The sequence below is a fragment of the Diaphorobacter oryzae DSM 22780 genome (genome assembly GCF_059568935.1).
On the sequence record NZ_JCANUL010000012.1, the window covers coordinates 106,660 to 128,607 of the forward strand.

Genomic DNA, 21,948 nt, shown 5'->3' on the forward strand with positions numbered 1-21,948 from the left:
GAGGACCAAAGGGACACACACCATGCAGAAATTCACCATCCACCAGGGCCTCGTCGCCCCCATGGACCGCGAGAACGTCGACACCGACGCCATCATCCCCAAGCAGTTCCTCAAGTCGATCAAGAAGACCGGCTTCGGCGTGAACCTGTTCGACGAATGGCGCTACCTGGACCACGGCGAGCCCGGCCAGGACCCGGCATCGCGCAAGCCCAATCCCGACTTCGTGCTGAACCAGCCGCGCTATGCGGGCGCGAGCATCCTGCTGGCGCGCAAGAACTTCGGCTGCGGCTCCAGCCGCGAGCATGCGCCCTGGGCGCTGGACCAGTACGGCTTTCGCGCTGTCATTGCGCCGAGCTTTGCCGACATCTTCTTCAACAACTGCTTCAAGAACGGCCTGCTGCCCATCGTGCTGCCCGAGGCCACGGTGGACCAGCTGTTCAACGAGGTCGCGGCCTTCCCCGGCTACCAGCTCACCATCGACCTGGAGCGCCAGGTGATCGTTCGTCCGCAGGGAGAGGAAATCGCCTTCGACGTGATCCCTTTCCGCAAGTACTGCCTGCTCAACGGCTTCGACGACATCGGCCTGACGCTGCGCCACGCGGACAAGATCCGTGCCTTCGAGGCCCAGCGCCTGGCCACCAAGCCCTGGCTGGCCCACACCATGGCCTCGTGATTCGCTGGCCAGTTACAAGCCAAATCACCTTCCAGCGCCACCCATCAAGCGCTGACAGCTATCAAATCAGAAGTGAAACAACCATGAAAATCGCAGTTCTGCCGGGTGACGGCATTGGCCCCGAGATCGTTGCCGAAGCCGTCAAGGTGCTGAAGGCGCTCCAGCTTCCGCTGGAGATGGAAACCGCCCCCGTGGGCGGCGCCGCCTACGAGGCCGCCGGGCACCCGCTGCCCGAGTCCACCCTCAAGCTCGCGCAGCAGGCCGACGCCATCCTGTTCGGCGCCGTGGGCGACTGGAAGTACGACACGCTGGACCGCCCGCTGCGCCCCGAGCAGGCCATCCTGGGCCTGCGCAAGCACCTGGGCCTGTTCGCCAACTTCCGCCCGGCCATCTGCTACGAGCAGCTCACGCACGCCTCCAGCCTCAAGCCCGAGCTGGTCGCCGGCCTGGACATTCTCATCATCCGCGAGCTGACGGGCGACATCTACTTCGGCCAGCCGCGCGGCCGCCGCACGGCCGTGGACGGCCACTTCCCCGGCGCCGAGGAAGCCTTCGACACCATGCGCTACAGCCGCCCCGAGATCGAGCGCATCGCCCGCGTCGCCTTCGAGGCCGCGCGCAAGCGCAGCAAGAAGGTGACCAGCGTGGACAAGGCCAACGTGCTGGAAACCTTCCAGTTCTGGAAGGACGTGGTCACCGAGGTGCACAAGGACTACCCCGACGTGGAGCTGCAGCACATGTACGTGGACAACGCCGCCATGCAGTTGGTGAAGGCGCCCAAGGCCTTCGACGTGATCGTCACCGGCAACATGTTCGGCGACATCCTGAGCGATGAGGCGTCCATGCTTACCGGCTCCATCGGCATGCTGCCTTCCGCATCGCTGAACGACCGCAAGCAGGGCCTGTACGAGCCCAGCCACGGCAGCGCGCCCGACATCGCCGGCAAGGGCGTGGCCAACCCGCTGGCCACCATCTTGAGCGCCGCGATGATGCTGCGCTTCAGCCTGAACCAGGAAGAAGCCGCCCGCCGCATCGAGGCCGCCGTGCAGAAGGTGCTGGCCCAGGGCCTGCGCACGCCCGACATCTACAGCGAAGGCACGACCAAGGTCGGCACGGTGCAGATGGGCGACGCGGTGGTGAAGGCGCTGGGCTGATCGTGCCAGGCGGGTGGCAGCACAGCCGCCACCCGCATGCCCCATGCACCGCCCGTACACACGGGCGGCGTGTCCGCTACAATGTGCGCCTATGTTTGCCGCCCGCCCGTTCGCCCTGAACACAGCTCCTGCCGCCACGGCAGGTCCGGCAGCGCGCGCAATCACCAAAACCACGACCATTACGGGCTGATCCAGCTCCGGTATCGTCGTGCGCCCTCCCTGGCCCAGACGAGCCGGGGACGAAAGAAGGCAGCCACCGGTCGGGTGCGTACTGTTTTTACTTTGAAAGGGCGTTGAAAATGAGCAAGTTGGTAGGTTTGGTTGGCTGGCGCGGCATGGTCGGCTCGGTTCTCATGGACCGCATGGTGCAGGAAAAGGACTTCGATCTGATCGAGCCCCTGTTCTTCTCCACCTCGAACGCGGGCGGCAAGGCTCCGGCGCAGGCCAAGAACGAAACCACGCTGCAGGACGCATTCAACATCGACCAGCTCAAGCGCTGCGAGATCATCATCACGGCCCAGGGCGGCGACTACACCAACGATGTGTACCCCAAGCTGCGCGCCGCCGGCTGGAACGGCCACTGGATCGATGCAGCCTCCGCGCTGCGCATGGAAAAGAACGCCGTGATCGTGCTGGATCCGGTCAACATGCCGGTGATCAAGAACGCCCTGGCGAACGGCGGCAAGGACTGGGTCGGCGGCAACTGCACCGTCAGCTGCATGCTGATGGGCGTGGGCGCGCTGTACAAGGCCGGTCTGGTCGAGTGGATGAGCACGCAGACCTACCAGGCCGCCAGCGGCGGCGGCGCCCAGCACATGCGCGAGTTGCTCACGCAGTACGGCACCCTGAATGCTGAGGTAAAGGCACTGCTGGACGACCCCAAGAGCGCCATCCTGGAGATCGACCGCAAGGTCATCGCCAAGCAGCGCAGCCTCTCGGTCGGCGAAACGGCGAACTTCGGCGTGCCGCTGGGCGGCTCGCTGATCCCCTGGATCGACAAGGACCTGGGCAATGGCATGTCCAAGGAAGAATGGAAGGGCATGGCCGAAACGAACAAGATCCTCGGCATGGGCGAGGGCTTCGACTCCGCAGCCATCCCCGTGGACGGCTTTTGCGTGCGCGTGGGCGCCATGCGCTGCCACAGCCAGGCGCTGACCTTCAAGCTCAAGAAGGACGTGCCCGTGCCCGACATTGAGGCCATGATCGCCGCCGACAACCAGTGGGTGAAGGTGGTGCCCAACACGCGCGAGGCCACCATCCAAGACCTGACGCCAGTGGCCGTGACCGGCACCATGACCATTCCCGTGGGCCGCATCCGCAAGCTGGCCATGGGCCCCGAGTACGTGGGCGCCTTCACCATCGGCGACCAACTGCTGTGGGGCGCAGCCGAGCCGCTGCGCCGCATGCTGCGCATCCTGCTGGACGCTTGACGACCAGACGGCGCCACCCGCGTGGCGCCGTTTTTTTATGGACTTTAGACAGATACGCCCTGTTACCTGCCGTTGCCCATTACCAACATGCATAAGGCCTTTTCCACCCCTTCCAACGGGGTAGAAAAGCTGGCACCGCGCATCAGCTTGTCAGTGCAAAACATTGATGCTATGGTGCTTTTTACATATTTTCACGCTCCGGAGCGGCTCCGATCATGACCAGAAAAACACCGCTCTCCATGGCAGCATCCATCAATCAATTCGCCGCACACATGCATCGCTGGAAATTCTCTGTCTTGGCCACCGCGGCCGTTTTGTCGGCTGGCCTCTACAGCACCGATGCCAGTGCACTGGCCCTGGGACGCGTGAATGTGCAATCCGCACTGGGCGAGCCGCTGCGCGCCGAGATTGAGCTGCCGCAGATCACGGCCACCGAAGCCGACTCGCTGCGCGTGGCCCCGGCCAGCCCCGAGGTGTTCCGCAGCCAGGGCATGGAGTATTCCCCCGCGGCCCATAACGTCCAGGTGCAGCTGCACCGCCGCCCCGACGGCTCCATGGTGCTGCGCCTGAGCGGAACCCGCCCCGTCAACGAGCCCTTTGTGGACCTGGTGATCGACGCAACGTGGAGCTCTGGCCATATCGTGCGCAGCTACACGATGCTGTTCGACCCGCCCGCCCTGCGCCGCCCGCAGGCGGCCGTGACGGCAGCGCCGCAGGTCGCTCCCGCCCGCGCCGAGGTGCCCCCCTCCGCGCCAGCCCGCGCTCCCGCTGCGGCCCCGGCCGCACCGGCAGTGCGCGCAGCAGCCGCACCCGCTCCTGCCCCAGCGCCCAGCCGCGCACCCGCAGCCAAACCTGCGGCGGCGGGTGACGAGGTCATGGTCCGCGCCGGGGATACCGCCGGCCGCATCGCCAATGCGCACCGCCCTGCCGGCGTTTCGCTGGACCAGATGCTGGTGGCCATGATGCACGCCAACCCCGATGCCTTCATCAAGGGCAACGTGAACCGCCTGCGCTCCGGCGCCATGCTGCAAATGCCCAGCGAGGCCGACGCACAAGCCACGCCCGCAGCCGAGGCGCGCCAGATCGTCGCGGCGCAGAGCCGCGACTTCAGCGAATTCCGCCGCCGCATGGCCGCCGCCGCCCCCACCGCGGAAGTGGCGGCCGCGGAACGCACGGCCAGCGGTGCCGTGCAGGCGCAGGTGGAAGACAAGAAGCCGGCCGTTGCCAGCCCCGACAAGCTCACGCTGTCCAAGGGCGCCATGCAGGCCCAGAAGGCGGACGAGCAGATGGCCCGCGACAAGCAGGCGGATCAGAACGCGGCCCGCATGGCCGAGCTGTCGAAGAACATCTCGGACCTGAACCAGATCAGCGGCGCATCCACCCCGGCCGGAAAACCTGCCGCTGCTGGTGGCGCGGCTCCAGCGGCCCCCGCCGCCTCCCAGCCAGGCCTTGCCGTGCCGGCACCGGCAGGGCTACCCGCGCCGACGCAGGCCGCAACCGATCCTGCTGCTGCCGCCGAGACCGCAGCACCGGCCACCGACGCGGCCCCAGCACCAGCAGCCGAGGCATCCGCTCCCAGCGAAGCAACCGCCCCCGCTCCCGCAGCCCCGCCCAAGCCGGCGCCGCAGCCGCCGGTCACGTACGAGGAGCCCAGCTTCCTCGACTCGCTGACGGAAGACCCCTTGCTGGCAGGCGGCGCACTGGCCCTGGTCCTGGCCCTGCTGGGCTACGGGGGCTACCGCGTCGCCCAGAGCCGCCGCAACCAAGGTGCCGTGGACAGCGCCTTCATCGAAAGCCGTCTGCAGCCGGACTCCTTCTTCGGCGCCAGCGGTGGCCAGCGCGTGGACACGGCCAGCAGCGAACTCACCACGGGCTCCTCCTCCATGACCTATTCGCCCAGCCAGCTGGATGCGGGCGGCGATGTGGACCCCGTGGCCGAGGCGGACGTCTACCTGGCCTACGGCCGCGATTTGCAGGCAGAGGAAATCCTCAAGGAGGCCGTGCGCCACCACCCTGAGCGCGTGTCCATTCCGGCCAAGCTGGCCGAGATCTACGCCAAGCGCCAGGATCGCAAGGCCCTGGAATCAGTGGCCAACGACGTGTTCAAGCTCACCAACGGCCAGGGTCCCGATTGGGCCCGCGTGGCGGAACTGGGCCGCACGCTGGACCCCGACAATGCGCTGTACCAGCCCGGCGGCCGGCCTGCGGCCCTGGCGGACAGCCAGCCGGGTGCGGCACCCACCGCGGCCTTTGCCAGCACCCTGGGTGCGGCAGCATCCAACCCGCCCGCAGTAGGCCCGGACTCCGTGCTGCCGGACCTCGACTTGGACCTGGATCTCGACCTGGACCTGCATGAGGCGCCTCCGGTGCCAGCTCCAGCACCGAGCACCTTCGCCGTGGCCGCCGCAGCCAATGCAGCGATGGCCGCACAAGCACCCGCCGCCACGCCTCCCGTTGCCGAAGCCCCCATTCCCTCCCTGGATCTGGGCGATCTCGAACTGCCCGACGCAACCTGGAGCCAGGATCAGGCCCCTGCCGCCAACGAGCAGGAGCCAACCCCTGCCAACGTAACGGTCTCGACGGAGCCCTCTCCCCTGGACCTGCAGGACGACGACCTGTCGCTGATGGACTCTGCCGCCATGTCGCTGACCAGCCGTGATGCCAAGGCCGCCCCGGCCGCGGATGCACTGGAATTCGACCTGGGCGACCTGTCGCTGGACCTCCATGCCCCGAGCGTGCCGTCCGCTGCCGTAGAGCTCCCCGCCGCCAGCAAGCCCGCCCCAGCCACCGAGCCGCTGCCGGACGACCCGCTGGCCACCAAGCTGGCGCTGGCGGAAGAGTTCAACACCATCGGTGACAGCGAAGGCGCACGCACCCTGGTCGAGGAAGTCATCGCCGAATCCTCCGGCGAACTGAAGACCCGTGCCCAGCGACTGCTGGCCGAGCTGAGCTGATGCTGCGCCCTTCACGCACACGCGGCATCGGCCGCGTTTGTGTGACCCTTCCGTGCCGCGGGAGCATGCAATGAGAGTGGCCCTAGGCGTCAGCTACAACGGTCAGGCCTACAACGGCTGGCAAAGCCAGCCCTCCGGCAACACCGTGCAAGACCATCTCGAAGCGGCCCTGGGCCGCTTCGCTACTCATGCGGTGCACACGATCTGCGCCGGGCGCACGGATGCCGGCGTGCATGGCCTGATGCAGGTCGTACACTTCGACACCGAGTTGCAGCGCACGCCGTTCTCCTGGGTGCGCGGCCCCAATACCTTCTTGCCCGCCGACATCGCCGTGCAATGGGCGCAGCCCGTGCCCGACGCATTCCATTCGCGCGCCAGCGCCGTGGCTCGCCGCTATGCCTATGTGCTGCTGCAGTCGCCCGTGCGGCCCAGTGTGGACGCGGGGCGCGTGGGCTGGGTGTTCCATGCGCTGGACGAGCAGGCCATGCGCGCCAGCGTGCAGCACCTGCTGGGCGAGCACGACTTCACCTCCTTCCGCGCCTCGGCCTGCCAGGCCAAGTCGCCCGTCAAGACGCTGCATCGCATCGACATCACGCGCCGCACCATGCCCGCAGGTGAATCGGCGGGCCACCACGGCTGCGCGCCCTGCTACTGGCGCTTCGAGTTCGAGGGCAGCGCCTTTTTGCACCACATGATCCGCAACATCATGGGCTGCATCGTCGCCATCGGCCAGGGGCTGCAGCCGCCGGACTGGATGCGCGCCGTGCTCGAGGCACGCTCGCGCGACGCGGCCGCGCCCACGTTCTCCCCCGACGGACTGTATTTCCAGGGGCCGGTGTACGGACCCGAGTGGGGCCTGCCGACGCGCACGGCTGCGTATGATTGGCTGCCATGAGCCACCCGGTCGCAGCCACCTTCACCCCATCCGCACCACGCCCCCCCACCGCCGTCCGTACCCGCATCAAGATTTGCGGCCTCACGCGTGAGCAGGATGTGGACGCCGCCGTGGAAGCCGGCGCGGACGCCATTGGCTTCGTGCTCTACCCCAAGAGCCCGCGCGCCGTCAGCCCCGAGCGGGCGGCCGCGCTGGCGCGGCGGCTACCGCCCTTCGTCACGCCTGTGCTGCTGTTCGTGAACGCAAGCGCTACTGAAGTGATAGCTGCTAGCGCTTTGGTGTCGGGTGCCACCGTGCAATTTCATGGTGATGAATCGCCTGCGGACTGCTTGCGCGCCAGCGATGGCGGGCGCATTCCCTTTCTGCGCGCCGCGCGCATTCCCCTGGACGCAGGCGCCGCACGCTTCGACCTCGTAAAATACGCGCAGGATCACTCTCGCGCCCGCGCCATCCTGCTCGACGCCCATGTCGAGGGCTATGGCGGCGGCGGCAAGGCATTCAATTGGTCACTCCTACCTCCAAGCGTCGACTGTCACCTCGTTTTGTCTGGTGGACTCACGCCTGCAAACGTGACCGATGGCATCAGCCAAGTGCGCCCGCGTTGCAAGACGCTGGCGGTTGATGTCAGCTCCGGCGTGGAGCTCGATGGCCCCGATGGCTCGCCCCTGAAAGGCATCAAGGACGCCGGCAAGATCCAACGCTTCGTCGCCGCCGTACGCGCGGCAGACGCAGCAACTGCACCCTAAATCCGTATGTCTGAATACCACCAACCCGATGCTTCGGGCCATTTCGGCCCCTATGGCGGCGCCTTCATCAGCGAGACGCTGACGCACGCCATCGGCGAGCTGCGCGACGCCTATGCGCGCTACCAGCATGACCCCGAATTCCTCGCCGAATTCCACTACGAGCTGGCGCATTTCGTCGGTCGCCCCTCGCCCATCTACCATGCGGCGCGCACCAGCCGCGAGATGAAGGGCGCGCAGATTTACCTGAAGCGCGAAGACCTCAACCACACGGGCGCGCACAAGATCAACAACGTGATCGGCCAGGCCATGCTCGCCAAGCGCATGGGCAAGCCGCGCATCATCGCCGAGACCGGCGCGGGCCAGCACGGCGTGGCCACGGCCACTATCTGCGCGCGCTACGGCCTGGAATGCGTGGTCTACATGGGCGCCGAGGACGTCAAGCGCCAAAGCCCCAACGTCTACCGCATGAAGCTGCTGGGCGCCACCGTGGTGCCTGTGGAGTCGGGCAGCAAGACGCTCAAGGACGCGCTCAACGAGGCCATGCGCGACTGGGTGGCCAACGTGGACAACACCTTCTACATCATCGGCACCGTGGCGGGCCCCCACCCCTACCCGATGATGGTGCGCGACTTCCAGAGCGTGATCGGCACCGAGTGCCTCACGCAGATGCCCGCCATGCTGGCCGAGCAAAAGCTTGCCGCCACGCAGCCCGATGCCGTCGTCGCCTGCGTGGGCGGCGGCAGCAACGCCATGGGCATCTTCTACCCCTACATTCCGTTCGAGAAGACGCGCCTGATCGGCGTGGAGGCCGCGGGCGAGGGCCTGGACAGCGGCAAGCATTCGGCCAGCCTGCAGCGTGGCTCCAGCGGCGTGCTGCACGGCAACCGCACGTTCATCCTGCAGGACGAGAACGGCCAGATCACCGAAACCCACAGCATCAGCGCCGGCCTGGACTACCCCGGCGTGGGCCCCGAGCATGCCTGGCTGCAGGAGATTGGCCGCGCCGAATACGTGGGCATCACCGACACCGAGGCGCTTGAGGCCTTCCACTACCTGTGCCGCACCGAAGGCATCATCCCGGCGCTGGAATCAAGCCACGCTGTGGCCTACGCGATGAAGCTCGCCAAGACCATGACGCCGCAGCAATCCATCCTCGTGAACCTCTCCGGCCGCGGCGACAAGGACATCGGCACCGTGGCCGACCTGTCGGGCGCCGATTTCTACGACCGCCCCTCGATGCGGGGATTGAACGTGAAGGGAGGGCCCGCCGCATGAGCCATCCACAGCGTATTGCCGCCACCTTCGCCGAACTCCAGGCCAAGGGCCGCAAGGCCCTGATTCCCTATGTGACGGCAGGCTTTCCGTTCGCCGACATCACCCCCGCGCTGATGCACGGCATGGTGGACGCTGGCGCCGACGTGATCGAGCTGGGCGTGCCCTTCTCCGACCCCATGGCCGACGGCCCCGTGATCCAGAAGGCGGGCGAGAAGGCCCTGGCCCTGGGCGTGGGCATGCAGCAGGTGCTGGACATGGTGCGCAGCTTCCGCCAGCGCAACAGCACCACGCCGGTGGTGCTCATGGGCTACGCCAACCCCATTGAGCGCTACGAGCAGCGCCACGGCAAGGGGTCTTTCGCCCGCGATGCGGGCGAGGCCGGCGTGGACGGCGTGCTGGTCGTGGACTACCCGCCGGAAGAGTGCGAGCAGTTCGCCCATGAGCTGCGCGCCCATGGCATCGATCTGATCTTCCTGCTCGCCCCCACCTCCACGCCGGAGCGCATGCAGCAGGTGGCCCGGGTGGCCAGCGGCTACGTGTACTACGTATCGCTCAAGGGAGTGACCGGCTCTGGATCGCTGGACACCTCCGCCGTCGAGTCCATGCTGCCGCGCATCCGCGAGCATGTGAAGATTCCCGTCGGTGTGGGCTTCGGCATTCGCGACGCGGCCACGGCCCAGGCCATCGGCCGCGTGGCCGATGCGGTGGTCATCGGCAGCCGCATCATCCAGCTCATCGAGGATCAGCCGCACGAAAAGGTGGTCGCCATCACGGTGGACTTCCTGCGCGCGATACGCAAATCACTGGACGCATAATGACGGCCCGGCGCGCCAGCCACCGCGGCGCGCCGGCTGAGACCTGAAGAGGAAAACCTATGTCCTGGCTCGAAAAACTCCTGCCCGCCAAAATCCAGCAGACCGACCCCACGGAGCGCCGCCAGGTGCCCGAGGGCCTGTGGACCAAGTGCCCGAGCTGCGAAAACGTGCTCTACAAGACCGACCTGGAGCACAACGAGAACGTCTGCCCGCAGTGCGGCCACCACCACCGCATCGGCGCCCGCGCGCGGCTCAACGCCTTTCTGGACGGCGAGGGCCGCTACGAGATCGGCCAGGAAGTGCTGCCCGTGGACGCCCTCAAGTTCAAGGACAGCCGCAAGTACCCCGAACGCCTGAAGGAGGCGCTGGAAAACACCGGCGAGACCGACGCGCTTGTGGTCATGGGCGGCTCCGTCAAGAGCATCAACATCGTGGCCGCCTGCTTCGAGTTCGACTTCATGGGCGGCTCCATGGGCTCCGTGGTGGGCGAGCGCTTCGTGCGCGGCGTGGAAACCGCCATCGAGCAGAAAGTGCCCTTCATCTGCTTCACCGCCACCGGCGGCGCGCGCATGCAGGAAGGTCTGCTGTCGCTCATGCAGATGGCCAAGACCAATGCCGCGCTCACGCGCCTGGCCAAGAAGGGCCTGCCCTACATCAGCGTGCTGACCGACCCGACCATGGGCGGCGTGTCGGCCGGCTTTGCCTTCGTGGGCGACATCGTGATTGCCGAGCCCCGGGCCCTGATCGGCTTCGCCGGCCCGCGCGTGATCGAATCCACCGTGCGCGTGACCCTGCCCGAAGGCTTCCAGCGCGCCGAATTCCTGCAGACCAAGGGCGCCGTGGACTTCATCTGCGACCGCCGCGAACTGCGCCAGACCGTGGCGCAATGCCTGTCCATGCTGCAGCGCCTGCCGGCGGACGCGGTGGCCTGAGCCACATCGCTACCAAAACAATAGCACCTCACGCTTGATACGTAAGCGCTAGGTGCTATTTTTATTGATAAAAACCGGGCGCTGGGCTCACTCCGGATCGGGATAGCGCTGCGCAATGCAGCGGAAGTCCTCGGTCAGTTCGACGAAGGCATCGACCATGTCCGGGTCGAAATGCGAGCCCCGCCCCTTGATGATGGTGGCGCACGCCTGCTCGTGCGAGAACGCCGGCTTGTACACGCGCTTGCTGATGAGCGCGTCGTACACGTCGGCCACGGCCATGAGGCGGGCCGATACCGGAATCGCGTCGCCCTTGAGGCCCTCCGGATAGCCCGAGCCATCCCATTTCTCCTGGTGGCCGTAGGCAATCTCCTTGGAAACGCTCAGAAAGGCCACGCGCATGCCCAGCCGCTGCTCCGCCTCCTCGATGGCCTTGCGCCCCAGCGTGGTGTGGGTCTTCATGACCTCGAACTCTTCCACCGTCAGCTTGCCCGGTTTGAGCAGGATGCTGTCGGGAATGCCGATCTTGCCGATGTCGTGCAGCGGCGCCGACTTGTAGAGAAGGTTGATCATGCGGTCGTTGAGCACCGCCTCGAAGCGCGGATGGTGGCGCAACCGCTCGGCCAGCGTCTTGACGTACAGCTGGGTGCGGCGGATGTGGTTGCCCGTCTCGTTGTCGCGCGTTTCGGCCAGCGAGGTCATGGCCATGATGGTCACATCCTGGATCGCCTGCACCTCCAGCGTGCGCAGCGCCACCTCGCGCTCCAGATAGGCGCTCTTGTCGCGCAGAAAATCGGCCGTGGCCTTGAGCGCCAGGTGCGTGGCCACGCGCGCCAGCAGGATGGACGGGCTGATAGGCTTGGTGATGTAGTCCACCGCGCCCAGGGCCAGGCCCTCGCGCTCGTCGTCGATCTCCGAGCGCGCGGTGAGGAAGATCACCGGGATATGGCGCGTGGACTCGCCGGCCTTGAGCCGGCGGCAGACCTCGTAGCCGTCGATGCCCGGCATCATGATGTCGAGCAGCACCAGGTCGGGCTGCGCATCGGACTGTGCGATCGCCAGGGCCTTCTCGCCGCTGGCGGCCACCCGCACGCGGTAATGGTCCCGCAACAGGCCCGCCATGAGGGTGAGGTTGTCGGGCGTGTCGTCCACCACCAGCACGGTGGCGATGGACTTGTCGACCAGGCCGCCCCTGGGTTCACTCATGAAGTGCTGCTGATCCATGGTTTGGTCCCCGCCGAAGTGATGAACATGATGAAGAGCATGTGCGCGTTTCAGGGCGCGCTCAGCCTGGAGTGTCCGCCACGGCGGCATCCAGCAGCCGCAGCGCATCATCGAAGGCAAAGTTGTGGACGCTGCGCTGCAGCGCATCGAAGTCCGCCCCCAGCAGCCGCTCCAGCGCCGCACCGTTTCGCTGCAGATAGTCCACGGCCGCGGGATCGTCGCCGTGCAGCAACGCGCGCAGGTCCCGCAGCAGCCCGGCGGGCGCTTCGGCCGGAGCCTGCTCGGCACCCGCGGGCGTCCGTTCGCCCTGCCGGGCCCAGGCGTCGAGGGCCTGCCACAGCGGCTCCAGCGCCTCACCCAGCGCCGCCGTCAGGGGCTGCAGCGCTTGCGCCGGCGCATGTGCGCGCAGCGCCTGCTCGAGCGCCTGCGCCTGCTGCGACAGCTCCTGTGCGCCGATGTTGCCCGCCACCGCGCGCAGCGTGTGCGCCGTGCGCTCGGCCAGCGCCCAGTCGCCCGCAGCCAGGGCCGCGTGCAGGGTCTGCTGCACGTCGCGCTGCCCCTGCACGAAACGCTGCAGCATGTCGGCGTACAGCGCCGGCCTGCCCAGCGCCCGCTGCAGGCCCAGCGCCGTATCCAGGCCAGCCACGCCCTGGGGCAGCGCGGGGCCGCCCTGCCCCGGGTCTGGCCCTGGGTCCTGATGCGCGGCCGGCACAGCCGGCTCGCCCGGTGACTGCGTACCCGGCGGCAGCCAGCGCGCCAGCGTGGCCCAGAGCACGGCCGGGTCGATGGGCTTGGCCACATGGTCGTTCATGCCGGCGTCGAAACAACGCTGGCGGTCGGACTCCATGGCATGGGCGGTCATGGCGATGATGGGCAGGCCGGCGTGGCGCGGATCGGCGCGCAGCAGGCGCGTGGCCGTCTCGCCATCCATGAGCGGCATCTGCATGTCCATGAGCACGGCGTCATAGCCGCACCGGGCGATCTGCTCCAGCGCCTCCTGCCCATTGGATGCGACATCGACCCGCACGCCCGCCTCGCGCAGCAGCTCAAGTGCCACGATCTGGTTGAGTTCGTTGTCCTCCACCAGCAGCACCGAGGCGCCGCGCAGCGCGGGTGGCGGCGCCTCCTGCGGCACGGCCTGCACCCGCAGCGGATGCACCAGGGTGTCGAACAGCACCGAAGCGCTCACCGGCTTGACCAGCACCGTATCGATGCCCGCGCCGCGCGCCGCATCCATCACCTCTTCACGCCCATGCGCCGTGACCATCAGCATCTGCGGCACATGCGGCAGTCCCAGGCCGCGGATGCGGCGGGCCAGCTCGATACCGTCCATGCCCGGCATCTGCCAGTCCAGCAGCAGCAGGCCATAAGAGCGATCCTGCTGCGCCGCCTGGCGCAGCGCCTGCAGCGCCTCGGGGCCCGAGTGCACCTGCGTCGCCTCCAGGCCCATGGTCTGCAGCATGTCCACCAGCACCTGGGCCGCCGTGAGGTTGTCGTCCACGACCAGCACGCGGCAGCCGCTCCAGTCCGTCCGGGACAGCGCGCGTTCGTCGGGCGGCACGCCCCGCTCCAGCGGCAGGGTGGCCCAGAACGCCGAGCCCTGCCCCCATGCGCTGCGCACCCCAACCTCGCCCCCCATGAGCTCGGCCAGGCTCTTGCAGATGGCCAGGCCCAGGCCCGTGCCGCCAAAGCGGCGCGTGGTGGAAGTGTCAGCCTGCTCGAAACTCTGGAACAGCCGCGGCATCTGCGGCTCGCGTATGCCAATGCCGGTATCGCGCACCTCGAAGCGCAGCAGCACGCGCGCGCCCTCGTCGCGTTCCAGCCGCACCAGCACATGGATCTCGCCCTGCTCGGTGAACTTGACGGCGTTGTTGGCGAAGTTGATGAGGATCTGCCCCACCCGCAGCGCATCGCCCACCAGGTGCTGCGGCACATCGGGTGCCACGTCCAGCACCAGCTCCAACCCCTTGGCCGCGGCCTTGAAGGCCACCACGTCGGCCACACCCTGCAGCATGCGGTCCAGCGCGAAGGGGCTGCGCTCCACCACCAGCTTGCCGGCTTCGATCTTGGAAAAATCCAGAATGTCGTTGATCACGCCCAGCAGATGCTGGCCCGCCTGCTGGATGCGGCCCACGTAGCCGCTCTGGCGCTCATCCAGACCGGACTTGAGCGCCAGGTGCGACATCCCGATGATGGCGTTGAGCGGCGTGCGGATCTCATGGCTCATGTTGGCCAGGAAGCGCGACTTGAGTGCCACCGTTTCCTCGGCCAGCTCCTTGGCGCGGCGCAGCGCCGACTCGGCGCGCTGGCGGTCGGAGATGTCCACGAATGTGCCGATCGCGCCTCCCGGCGAGCCGTCGTGCCGGTTGAAGCCATGCAGCCAGAACAGCGTGTGGTGCGTCGCACCATCGGCATAGGGCATATCCACCTCGCGGTGCACCGACCGCGTGCCGCCCAGCACGGCCTTGGTGTCGGCCTGCAGGCGTTCGCGCTCCTCCCAGGGGAGGAAGTCCAGATCCATCACAGTCCTGCCCAGCAGTTCCTGCGCGCGCACGCCAAAGGCTTCCATGTAGGCATGGTTGAAACCGAGGTAGCGCCCCTCGGCATCCTTGTAAAAAAGGGGCACGGGAATCGCATCGATCAGCGCCTGCTGGAACGCGAACTGCTCGGCCACCTGCACCTCCAGCAGCTTCTGGTCATGCACGTCCACATTCACGCCGATCACGCGCGTGGGCCGCCCCGCATCGTCACGCACGATGCGCGCCGCGCACAGGATCCAGCGCATGCTGCCGTCGGCGCGCAGGATGCGCCAGGAATCGTTCAGCCGGGCGCATCCCGGCTCGGCCAGGGCTTGTGCCAGCCGTTCCAGCGCGCGCGGCCGGTCGTCGGGATGCAGGAGGTCAACCCAGTCCTGGTAGGGCCGCGGCTGCGCCGCCGCCACGCCACCGTCTGCCGGCCCACGCGGCACGCCGTACATCTGCTCCAGCTGCGGCGACCACACGACACGCTGCGCCAACAGGTCGTAGTCGAACACCCCTACGTTGCCGGCCTCTTGCGCCAGCTCCAGCCGCTCGTTGGCGGCGCGCGTGGCCGCTTCGGCACGCTGGGCCTCGGTGACATCCTCCAGGACCCACAGCGATGCGATCTGGCTGCCCTCCATCTGCAGGCCGCGCCCCGCCATGCGCGCGGTGAAGGGCGAGCCATCGAGGCGCTGCAACGTGACCAGTTCGCGCACCGAGCCGCCGCCCAGCAGCCTGGGCACGGTGCGCGCCGCAAATGCGCCGTAGCCGGCCTCGCCGCCAAACAGCGCCCGGACATGCGTCCCCGCCAGGTCCGTGCCGGGAACCCCCAGCATCTCGGCAAGAGCCCGGTTGAACTGGCGGATGAGCCCGTCGCACACCAAGACGATGGGAGGTGCGTTGTCGAAGATCGCCGTTTGCTGCTCCAGCAGTTCGCTCAGGCGACGCTCGCGCAGCGCCAGCTCCTGCTCCGCCTGGATGCGCTCCGTCACGTCCTCCTGCAGCCCGACGATGGCAATGCGCCGCCCCCGCCGATCCAGCACCGGCGACAGCGTGGACTCATCATGGAACAGGCTGCCGTCGCGGCGCCGGTTCACAAACCGGCCCTTCCAGGGCCGGCCGGCCAGCAGATGGCCCCACATTTCGCGGTAGGTCTCCGGCGGTGTGTGCTCGCTGGCGATCACCGATGGCTTGTGCCCGCGCACCTCATTCAGCGCGTAGCCCGTGGTGCGCTCGTACTGCGGGTTGACCCAGGCGATGCGCCCCTCGGCGTCGGTGATGACGACGGACACCGGACTGTTTTCCAGAGCTTCGCCCAACACCGCAAAGCGCTCCATGGCCTCGGCCACACGCCGGCGATGGCGCTGCATGTCCAGCGCCATCGCTCCGATGATCACCAGCAGCACGAATACCCCACCGCCCACCGCCAGGCGCAGTCCGGACGGCATGAGGTTGCTCACGTCATCCAGCATCACCAGTTGCCAGGGGCCCGCGGGATCCTTCCAGTCCAGGCTTTGGCGGACGACGGCATGGCGCACACCGTCGATGAAGGCCTCCCTCGCCTGGGTGACGAACGGCAGGGCGGATACCTGCCCCTTGTCGAAGCGGCTGGCAAACTGGCGCTTGCCGCGCACCGCATCGATGCGCTCCTGCGTCAACGGCGCGGCCATGGCATAGAGCCACTCCGGCCGCGTGGAGGAAAACACCACCTCCTGCGGCGACATCAGCAGCACGGGACGACCGGTGCGAGCCAGAAGCTGGTCGAAATGCGTGAAGGCCACCTTGAGCAGCACGACACCGATGATGGCGCCCGAGGGCGAGTCCCCTTCGTACAGCGGCGCCGCGTAGTACAAGCCGCGCTCCTGCGAAGTCGCGCCCAGCGCCGCATACACGCTGACATGGCCCTGGAGCGCCTGCTGGAAGTAGGGGCGGAAGCCCAGTTGGGCCCCTGTGGCCCGGGCGCCCACCGTCTCGTGCGCCACCACGGTCCCATCGCGCGCCAGCACATAGGCACCGCTCACCAGGAAACGGCCACGGATCACACCCAGGCGCGACAGCACTGGAGGCGCATCATGCGGCAGCATGCCCTGCGCCACCGCCTTGAGGGAGGGCTCGCTCAGCCCCAGCAAAGTGACGGCGCCTAGCAGCGGCCCATTGCTGCTGTCGCTCAACAGCGCCTGCGCCGTGCTCTGCAGCAGTTGCGCACTCTCTCGTTCACGCTGCTGCGAACGCACCAGCACTACGGCCTCCACGGCCAGCCAGGCGCCCAGCAGCGCCAACGCCAGCACCAGCAACGCGCCGGGCAGCCAGCGCCCCCGCCGGTCGCGCACCAGGTCCAGCAAAGAGCCGATCCCGTCCCAGCGTTCAGGCATGGGCGTGGCTCTCGCTGTGCCGCGAAGGAATTGGCCGAACCGTGGTGGTGCGTGTCAAAGTGGCCTCCGTATGTCCGGTCGCGTCAGGGCGCCGGGGGCAATGCGGGATTCGGAGCGGCACGATGGCATGCCGCGAACGGGGTTGCAGGCGGAGTATGTCAAAACGTAACCATTCTTGCTATCTTTCTGCCATGACGGGCCCGCCTTCGGCCGCCCAGGCCCTGCCCTCCGTGACAGATCGGCCCGCCGGCAGCGTACCAGCATGTAACAAAACCAGGGCATCCGCAATGCACGCATTACGATGGCCCGACCATGCCCACGGAAGGAGATCCCATGCGCCAGCCCCCGTTTCACGCACGCCTTGCAACCGCTCTTGCCGCCGGCCTGGCGATCGCACTGCTGACCGCCTGCTCCAGCGCGCCTGGGCGCTTTCAGTACCAGGTGCCGGAGCAACCCGAAGGCTCCTCGGGCTACACCGAAAAACCTGGCTGGGCCACCGAGCGCTTCGCCGTGGCCGCTGCCAACCCGCTGGCCACGGATGCGGGCTACCAAATACTCAAGGCGGGCGGATCGGCCCTGGATGCCGCCATCGCGGTGCAGATGGTGCTCACGCTGGTGGAGCCGCAGTCGAGCGGCATCGGCGGTGGCGCCTTCCTGCTGCACGCGGCCGGCAGCAAGGTCGAAGCCTATGACGGGCGCGAGACCGCCCCTGCCGCCGCAACGGAGAATCTGTTCATCGGCACCGATGGCAAGCCCATGGCCTTCCACGATGCCGTGGTGGGGGGGCGCTCGGTGGGCGTGCCTGGCACGGTGCGCATGCTGGAGCAGGCCCACAAGGAACACGGCAGGCTGCCCTGGTCCATGCTGTTCGACCCGGCCATTCAGTTGGCCGAGCAGGGATTCAAGGTCAGTGCGCGCCTGCATGCGCTGCTGTCCAACGAGAAGTTCCTCGCCCAGGATCCGGCTGCCCGCGCCTATTTCTTCGACGATGCCGGCAAGCCCTGGCCCGTGGGCCATCTGCTCAAGAACCCCGAGCTGGCCACCGTGCTGCGCGCCATCGCCAGGAATGGCTCCCGGGCCCTGCTGGAGGGTGAGGTGGCCCAGGCCATCGTGGCCAAGGTCCAGGGCCACGCCGGCAATCCGGGCCGGCTCACGCTGGCCGACCTGGCTGGCTACCAGCCCAAGAAGCGCCAGGCCCTGTGCTCCGACTACCAGATCCGCGCCAAGGACTTCCGTATCTGCGGTTTTCCGCCCCCCAGCTCCGGAGCGATTGCCGTGGCGCAGATCCTGGGCATCCTGAAGAACACAGACGCCACATCCATGGAGTTGCAGGACGGCCCGCAGGGCCCCGCAGACCCCATGGGCCCGTCACCCACGGCCGATTGGCTGTACCTGTACAACGAGGCCGCGCGCCTGGCCTTTGCCGACCGCGCCCTGTACGTGGCCGACCCGGACTTCGTGCGCCCCCCGGCCGGCAGCTGGATGAGCCTGCTGGACCCGGCCTACCTGGCCAGCCGCGCGCGCCTCATCCAACCGCAGAGCATGAAGGTGGCCCCACCCGGTTCCCCCGGCGGCACTCAAACCAGCCTGGCGCCCATGCCCGATCAGCCTGAATACGGCACCAGCCACATCAGCGTGGTGGATGCCCGGGGCAATGCCGTGGCCATGACCACCACCATCGAGGACCAGTTCGGCTCGCGGCAGATGGTCAAGGGCTTTCTACTGAACAACGAGCTGACCGACTTCAGCTTTGCTCCGCGCGATGCCAACGGCAACCCCATTGCCAACCGCGTGGAGCCCGGCAAGCGCCCGCGCTCCTCCATGGCCCCCACGCTGGTGTTCGACAAGGCCACGGGCCAGCTCCTGATGAGCGGCGGCAGCCCGGGCGGCGCGCTCATCATCCACTACACCGCCAAGACGCTGTACGGCATCTTCAACTGGGGGCTGACGCCGCAGCAGGCCATCAACCTGCCCAACTTCGGCAGCCTCAACGGCCCCACGCTGCTGGAGGAAAGGCGCTTCACCTCCACCACCATCGAGTCCCTGCGTGCCCGCGGGGCCGAGGTGCGCGAGATGAACATGACCAGCGGCCTGCAGGCCATCACGCGCAGCGAGGTGCACGGCAAGCCCATGTGGCTGGGCGGCGCCGATCCACGGCGCGAGGGCGTCGTCATGGGGGACTGACACCCTACGCGGGGCCCGGTACATGCAGGGTATCGGGCCCCCTGCGGCGAGCGCATGCACGCACTCCATGCCCGCCAGGCGTCTCATGGGGTCGGGTTTTCCCCAAATTTAATAGCACCCAAGCGGCATCGCATAACGCCGGGTTGCCGCCAGCCCTTTTCAAACACGGCCGCGCGACTTCGTAGAATGTCGCCCTTGTAAGAACGTGTACACGGCCATGGCGAAACAATGCCAGCATGCAAGGCCGCATCCGCGCTCTGAAAGTTGGTCTGGTCCATGTCCCCACCCGTGCGTGTGGCCAGATGCGCACCCAGCCATTTTCTTGGAGACACCATGCAGGCTTTACTTTCACTATCGAGGGCCATCGACAGGCTCAATGCATTCATAGGCAAATATTCGATCTGGCTGATCTTTGCATCCACCTTCATCAGTGCCGCCAATGCCATCGTGCGCAAGGCCTTCGACACCAGTTCCAATGCCTTCCTCGAAGTGCAGTGGTACCTCTTTGCCTGGTCGTTCCTGATCGCCGCGGGCTATACGCTGCTGCACCGCGAGCATGTGCGCATCGACGTACTCAACAGCCGCCTGCCCAAGAAGGTCCAGGTCTGGATCGACATCTTCGGCTTTACGTTCTTCCTCACCCCGCTGTGCATCACCATCCTCTACCTGAGCATGCCGGTGGTGATCCAGATGTACCAATCGGGCGAAGTGTCCGGCAACCCCGGTGGCCTGATCCGCTGGCCCGTATGGATGGCGATCCCCGTCGGTATCACGCTGCTGATGCTGCAGGGATGGTCCGAGCTGATCAAGCGCATCGCCTTCCTGCGCGGCCAGGGTCCTGACCCCATGGGCAGGCTCATGGACAAGAGCGCCGAGGCAGAGCTGGCCGAGGCGCTGCGCGTCGAGGCCGAAAAGAAGCAGGCGCTGTCCGCCGCTCACGCACCACGCTAAAGAGCCGCAGGAAACCACTCCATGGAATTCATCGTTAGCAACTACGCCCCCATCATGTTCGGGGGCCTGATCATCTTTCTGCTGCTCGGCTTCCCCGTCGCATTCAGTCTTGGCGCCTGCGGCCTGCTGTTCGGCTTCATGGGCATCGAGATAGGCGTCTTTCCCTCCTCCGTGATGGCGTGGCTGCCGCAGCGCCTGATCGGCATCATGGCCAACGACACGCTACTGGCCGTTCCGTTCTTCACCCTCATGGGGTTGATCATGGAACGCAGCGGCATGGCCGAGGACCTGCTCGACACCGTGGGCCAGGTGTTCGGCCCCATGCGCGGGGGCCTTGCGCTTGCCGTGATCTTCGTGGGAGCGCTGCTGGCAGCCACCACGGGCGTGGTCGCCGCCTCGGTGATCTCCATGGGCCTGATCTCGCTGCCCATCATGCTGCGCTATGGCTATGACCGGCGCCTGTCCAGCGGAGTGATTGCCGCGTCCGGCACGCTGGCCCAGATCATTCCGCCGTCGCTGGTGCTCATCCTCATGGCCGACCAGCTCGGCCGCAGCGTGGGCGAGATGTACAAGGGCGCCTTCATCCCGGCCTTCATCCTGATGGGGCTGTATGTGCTGTGGGTGATCTTCCTGGCCATCTTCAAGCCGCAATCCGTTCCGGCACTGCCGCCCGAGGCGCGCATCTACCGTGAAGACAACGGCTCCTCCGGGTACACCTCTCTGGCGGTGGTGATGGCGATCTCCACGGCCGTGTCGATCTTCCTGGCCTCCCACATGGCCGACGTCCACACCTGGTGGACCGGCAAGGAAGTGCTGGATGTCCCGACGGATGAAAAAATCGTCACCGCCATGTGCGGCGGCACCTTCATCGCCTTCGTCATCGCGAGCGTGAACCACCTGCTCAAGCTGGGCCTGCTGTCCCGTCTGGCCGAGCGCGTGACCTTCGTGCTGATCCCGCCCCTGCTGCTGATCTTCCTGGTGCTGGGCACCATCTTCCTGGGCATTGCCACGCCCACGGAAGGCGGCGCCATGGGCGCCATGGCCGCGCTGGTCCTGGGCTTTGCCCGCCGGCGCCTGAACATGCAACTGCTCACGCAGGCACTGGGCGCCACCACGCGCCTGGCCAGCTTCGTCATGTTCATCATGATCGGCGCCACCACCTTCAGCCTAGTGTTCCAGGCCGCCGACGGGCCGAAGTGGGTGGAACACCTGCTGACCGGCCTGCCCGGCGGCCAGGTGGGCTTCCTGATCGTGGTGAACCTCATGATCTTCTTCCTGGCGTTCTTCCTAGACTACTTCGAGCTGTCCTTCATCGTGGTGCCGCTGCTGGGCCCCGTCGCCGAGAAGATGGGGATCGACCTCATCTGGTTCGGCGTGCTGCTGGCGATGAACATGCAGACCTCGTTCATGCACCCGCCATTCGGCTTCGCGCTGTTCTTCCTGCGCTCGGTCGCACCCGACAAGCCCTATGTGGACCGGGTGACGCACAAGGTGATCCAGCCCGTGACCACCATGCAGATCTACAAGGGGGCCGTTCCCTTCGTGCTCATCCAGCTCGTCATGGTGAGCCTGCTGATCGCCTTCCCGACCCTGGTGACGGGCAGCCTCGACAAGAAGGTGGAGGTGAACATGGAAGCCGTGGGCGCGCAGATGATGGACGCGCTCCAGGAGCAGGAGGGTTACGGCGCGCCCGGCAACGATCCGTTTGCACCACAGCCGGCCGACGAGGCGACGCCCGAGGAAAGCGCGCCTGCGGCCGAAAGCAGCGCGCCCCCGGCCGATGGCGGCTACGGCTCCGACGACCCCGCCAAGGCACTGCAGGACGCC

General features: G+C 67.2%; 14 protein-coding genes. 12 read left to right on the forward strand and 2 right to left on the reverse strand.

Translation table 11 applies throughout. From position 1 onward, the window contains the following. Positions 1–22: 22 nt before the first annotated feature. The 9 genes from leuD to accD all read left to right on the forward strand — a co-directional run bounded on the left by leuD (position 23) and on the right by accD (position 10,874). Complete coding sequence (gene leuD, locus BP68_RS16345) at positions 23–673, forward strand: 3-isopropylmalate dehydratase small subunit (protein WP_496373678.1); 651 nt, start codon at positions 23–25, stop codon at positions 671–673. Positions 674–756: 83 nt separating this feature from the next. Then, positions 757–1,827 carry a 3-isopropylmalate dehydrogenase gene (leuB, locus tag BP68_RS16350; protein ID WP_496373680.1) on the forward strand — a complete coding sequence of 357 codons (1,071 nt, stop codon included), beginning with the start codon at positions 757–759 and terminating at the stop codon, positions 1,825–1,827. 299 nt (positions 1,828–2,126) lie between these two features. Further along, positions 2,127–3,257: an aspartate-semialdehyde dehydrogenase gene (gene asd / locus BP68_RS16355; RefSeq protein ID WP_496373682.1), complete on the forward strand. Its 1,131-nt coding sequence runs from the start codon at positions 2,127–2,129 to the stop codon at positions 3,255–3,257. Between the two features lie 272 nt (positions 3,258–3,529). Then, complete coding sequence (locus BP68_RS16360) at positions 3,530–6,211, forward strand: motility hub landmark protein FimV (RefSeq protein WP_496373684.1); 2,682 nt, start codon at positions 3,530–3,532, stop codon at positions 6,209–6,211. Between the two features lie 70 nt (positions 6,212–6,281). Next, positions 6,282–7,106 (forward strand): tRNA pseudouridine(38-40) synthase TruA, encoded by an 825-nt coding sequence (gene truA / locus BP68_RS16365; RefSeq protein WP_496373686.1) that lies wholly within the window; start codon positions 6,282–6,284, stop codon positions 7,104–7,106. Continuing rightward, the gene (locus BP68_RS16370) at positions 7,103–7,852 is read left to right on the forward strand and encodes a phosphoribosylanthranilate isomerase (RefSeq protein ID WP_496373688.1); all 750 of its coding nucleotides are present in this window, start codon (positions 7,103–7,105) and stop codon (positions 7,850–7,852) included. Before truA ends, BP68_RS16370 begins: the two co-directional genes overlap by 4 nt. A gap of 6 nt (positions 7,853–7,858) precedes the next feature. Then, positions 7,859–9,127: a tryptophan synthase subunit beta gene (gene trpB, locus BP68_RS16375; RefSeq protein ID WP_496373690.1), complete on the forward strand. Its 1,269-nt coding sequence runs from the start codon at positions 7,859–7,861 to the stop codon at positions 9,125–9,127. Continuing rightward, positions 9,124–9,942 carry a tryptophan synthase subunit alpha gene (trpA, locus tag BP68_RS16380; protein WP_496373692.1) on the forward strand — a complete coding sequence of 273 codons (819 nt, stop codon included), beginning with the start codon at positions 9,124–9,126 and terminating at the stop codon, positions 9,940–9,942. Before trpB ends, trpA begins: the two co-directional genes overlap by 4 nt. A 59-nt stretch (positions 9,943–10,001) precedes the next feature. Further along, on the forward strand, positions 10,002–10,874 hold the full coding sequence (accD, locus tag BP68_RS16385) for an acetyl-CoA carboxylase, carboxyltransferase subunit beta (RefSeq protein WP_496373694.1): 873 nt from the start codon (positions 10,002–10,004) through the stop codon (positions 10,872–10,874). Positions 10,875–10,961: 87 nt separating this feature from the next. Here the strand turns inward: accD and BP68_RS16390 are convergent, their stop codons facing one another. Next, positions 10,962–12,077 carry a response regulator gene (locus BP68_RS16390; RefSeq protein ID WP_496373696.1) on the reverse strand — a complete coding sequence of 372 codons (1,116 nt, stop codon included), beginning with the start codon at positions 12,075–12,077 and terminating at the stop codon, positions 10,962–10,964. A 79-nt stretch (positions 12,078–12,156) separates the two neighbouring features. Then, positions 12,157–16,986: a PAS domain S-box protein gene (locus BP68_RS16395; protein ID WP_496373698.1), complete on the reverse strand. Its 4,830-nt coding sequence runs from the start codon at positions 16,984–16,986 to the stop codon at positions 12,157–12,159. A gap of 333 nt (positions 16,987–17,319) precedes the next feature. On the opposite strand from BP68_RS16395, the gene BP68_RS16400 reads away from it, so the two are divergent. From BP68_RS16400 to BP68_RS16410, 3 genes are all read left to right on the forward strand, one after another. Next, a complete protein-coding gene (locus tag BP68_RS16400) occupies positions 17,320–19,170 on the forward strand; it encodes a gamma-glutamyltransferase family protein (protein WP_496373700.1) in 1,851 nt (616 codons plus the stop codon). Between the two features lie 333 nt (positions 19,171–19,503). Further along, positions 19,504–20,121, forward strand: a complete 618-nt coding sequence (locus BP68_RS16405; RefSeq protein ID WP_496373702.1) for a TRAP transporter small permease subunit — start codon at positions 19,504–19,506, stop codon at positions 20,119–20,121. 21 nt (positions 20,122–20,142) lie between these two features. After that, a partial coding sequence (locus tag BP68_RS16410; RefSeq protein WP_496373704.1) for a TRAP transporter large permease occupies positions 20,143–21,948 on the forward strand: 1,806 nt, incomplete at its 3' end.

What these genes read in the sequence shown, in the direction of transcription:
- trpB (WP_496373690.1), top strand. Translation starts at nt 7,859, where the DNA reads ATGTCTGAATACCACCAACCCGATGCTTCGGGCCATTTCGGCCCCTAT.
- asd (WP_496373682.1), top strand. Translation starts at nt 2,127, where the DNA reads ATGAGCAAGTTGGTAGGTTTGGTTGGCTGGCGCGGCATGGTCGGCTCG.
- accD (WP_496373694.1), top strand. Translation starts at nt 10,002, where the DNA reads ATGTCCTGGCTCGAAAAACTCCTGCCCGCCAAAATCCAGCAGACCGAC.
- leuD (WP_496373678.1), top strand. Translation starts at nt 23, where the DNA reads ATGCAGAAATTCACCATCCACCAGGGCCTCGTCGCCCCCATGGACCGC.
- leuB (WP_496373680.1), top strand. Translation starts at nt 757, where the DNA reads ATGAAAATCGCAGTTCTGCCGGGTGACGGCATTGGCCCCGAGATCGTT.
- BP68_RS16390 (WP_496373696.1), bottom strand. Translation starts at nt 12,077, where the DNA reads ATGAGTGAACCCAGGGGCGGCCTGGTCGACAAGTCCATCGCCACCGTG.
- BP68_RS16400 (WP_496373700.1), top strand. Translation starts at nt 17,320, where the DNA reads ATGCGCCAGCCCCCGTTTCACGCACGCCTTGCAACCGCTCTTGCCGCC.
- BP68_RS16360 (WP_496373684.1), top strand. Translation starts at nt 3,530, where the DNA reads ATGCATCGCTGGAAATTCTCTGTCTTGGCCACCGCGGCCGTTTTGTCG.
- BP68_RS16395 (WP_496373698.1), bottom strand. Translation starts at nt 16,986, where the DNA reads ATGCCTGAACGCTGGGACGGGATCGGCTCTTTGCTGGACCTGGTGCGC.
- trpA (WP_496373692.1), top strand. Translation starts at nt 9,124, where the DNA reads ATGAGCCATCCACAGCGTATTGCCGCCACCTTCGCCGAACTCCAGGCC.
- BP68_RS16405 (WP_496373702.1), top strand. Translation starts at nt 19,504, where the DNA reads ATGCAGGCTTTACTTTCACTATCGAGGGCCATCGACAGGCTCAATGCA.
- truA (WP_496373686.1), top strand. Translation starts at nt 6,282, where the DNA reads ATGAGAGTGGCCCTAGGCGTCAGCTACAACGGTCAGGCCTACAACGGC.
- BP68_RS16370 (WP_496373688.1), top strand. Translation starts at nt 7,103, where the DNA reads ATGAGCCACCCGGTCGCAGCCACCTTCACCCCATCCGCACCACGCCCC.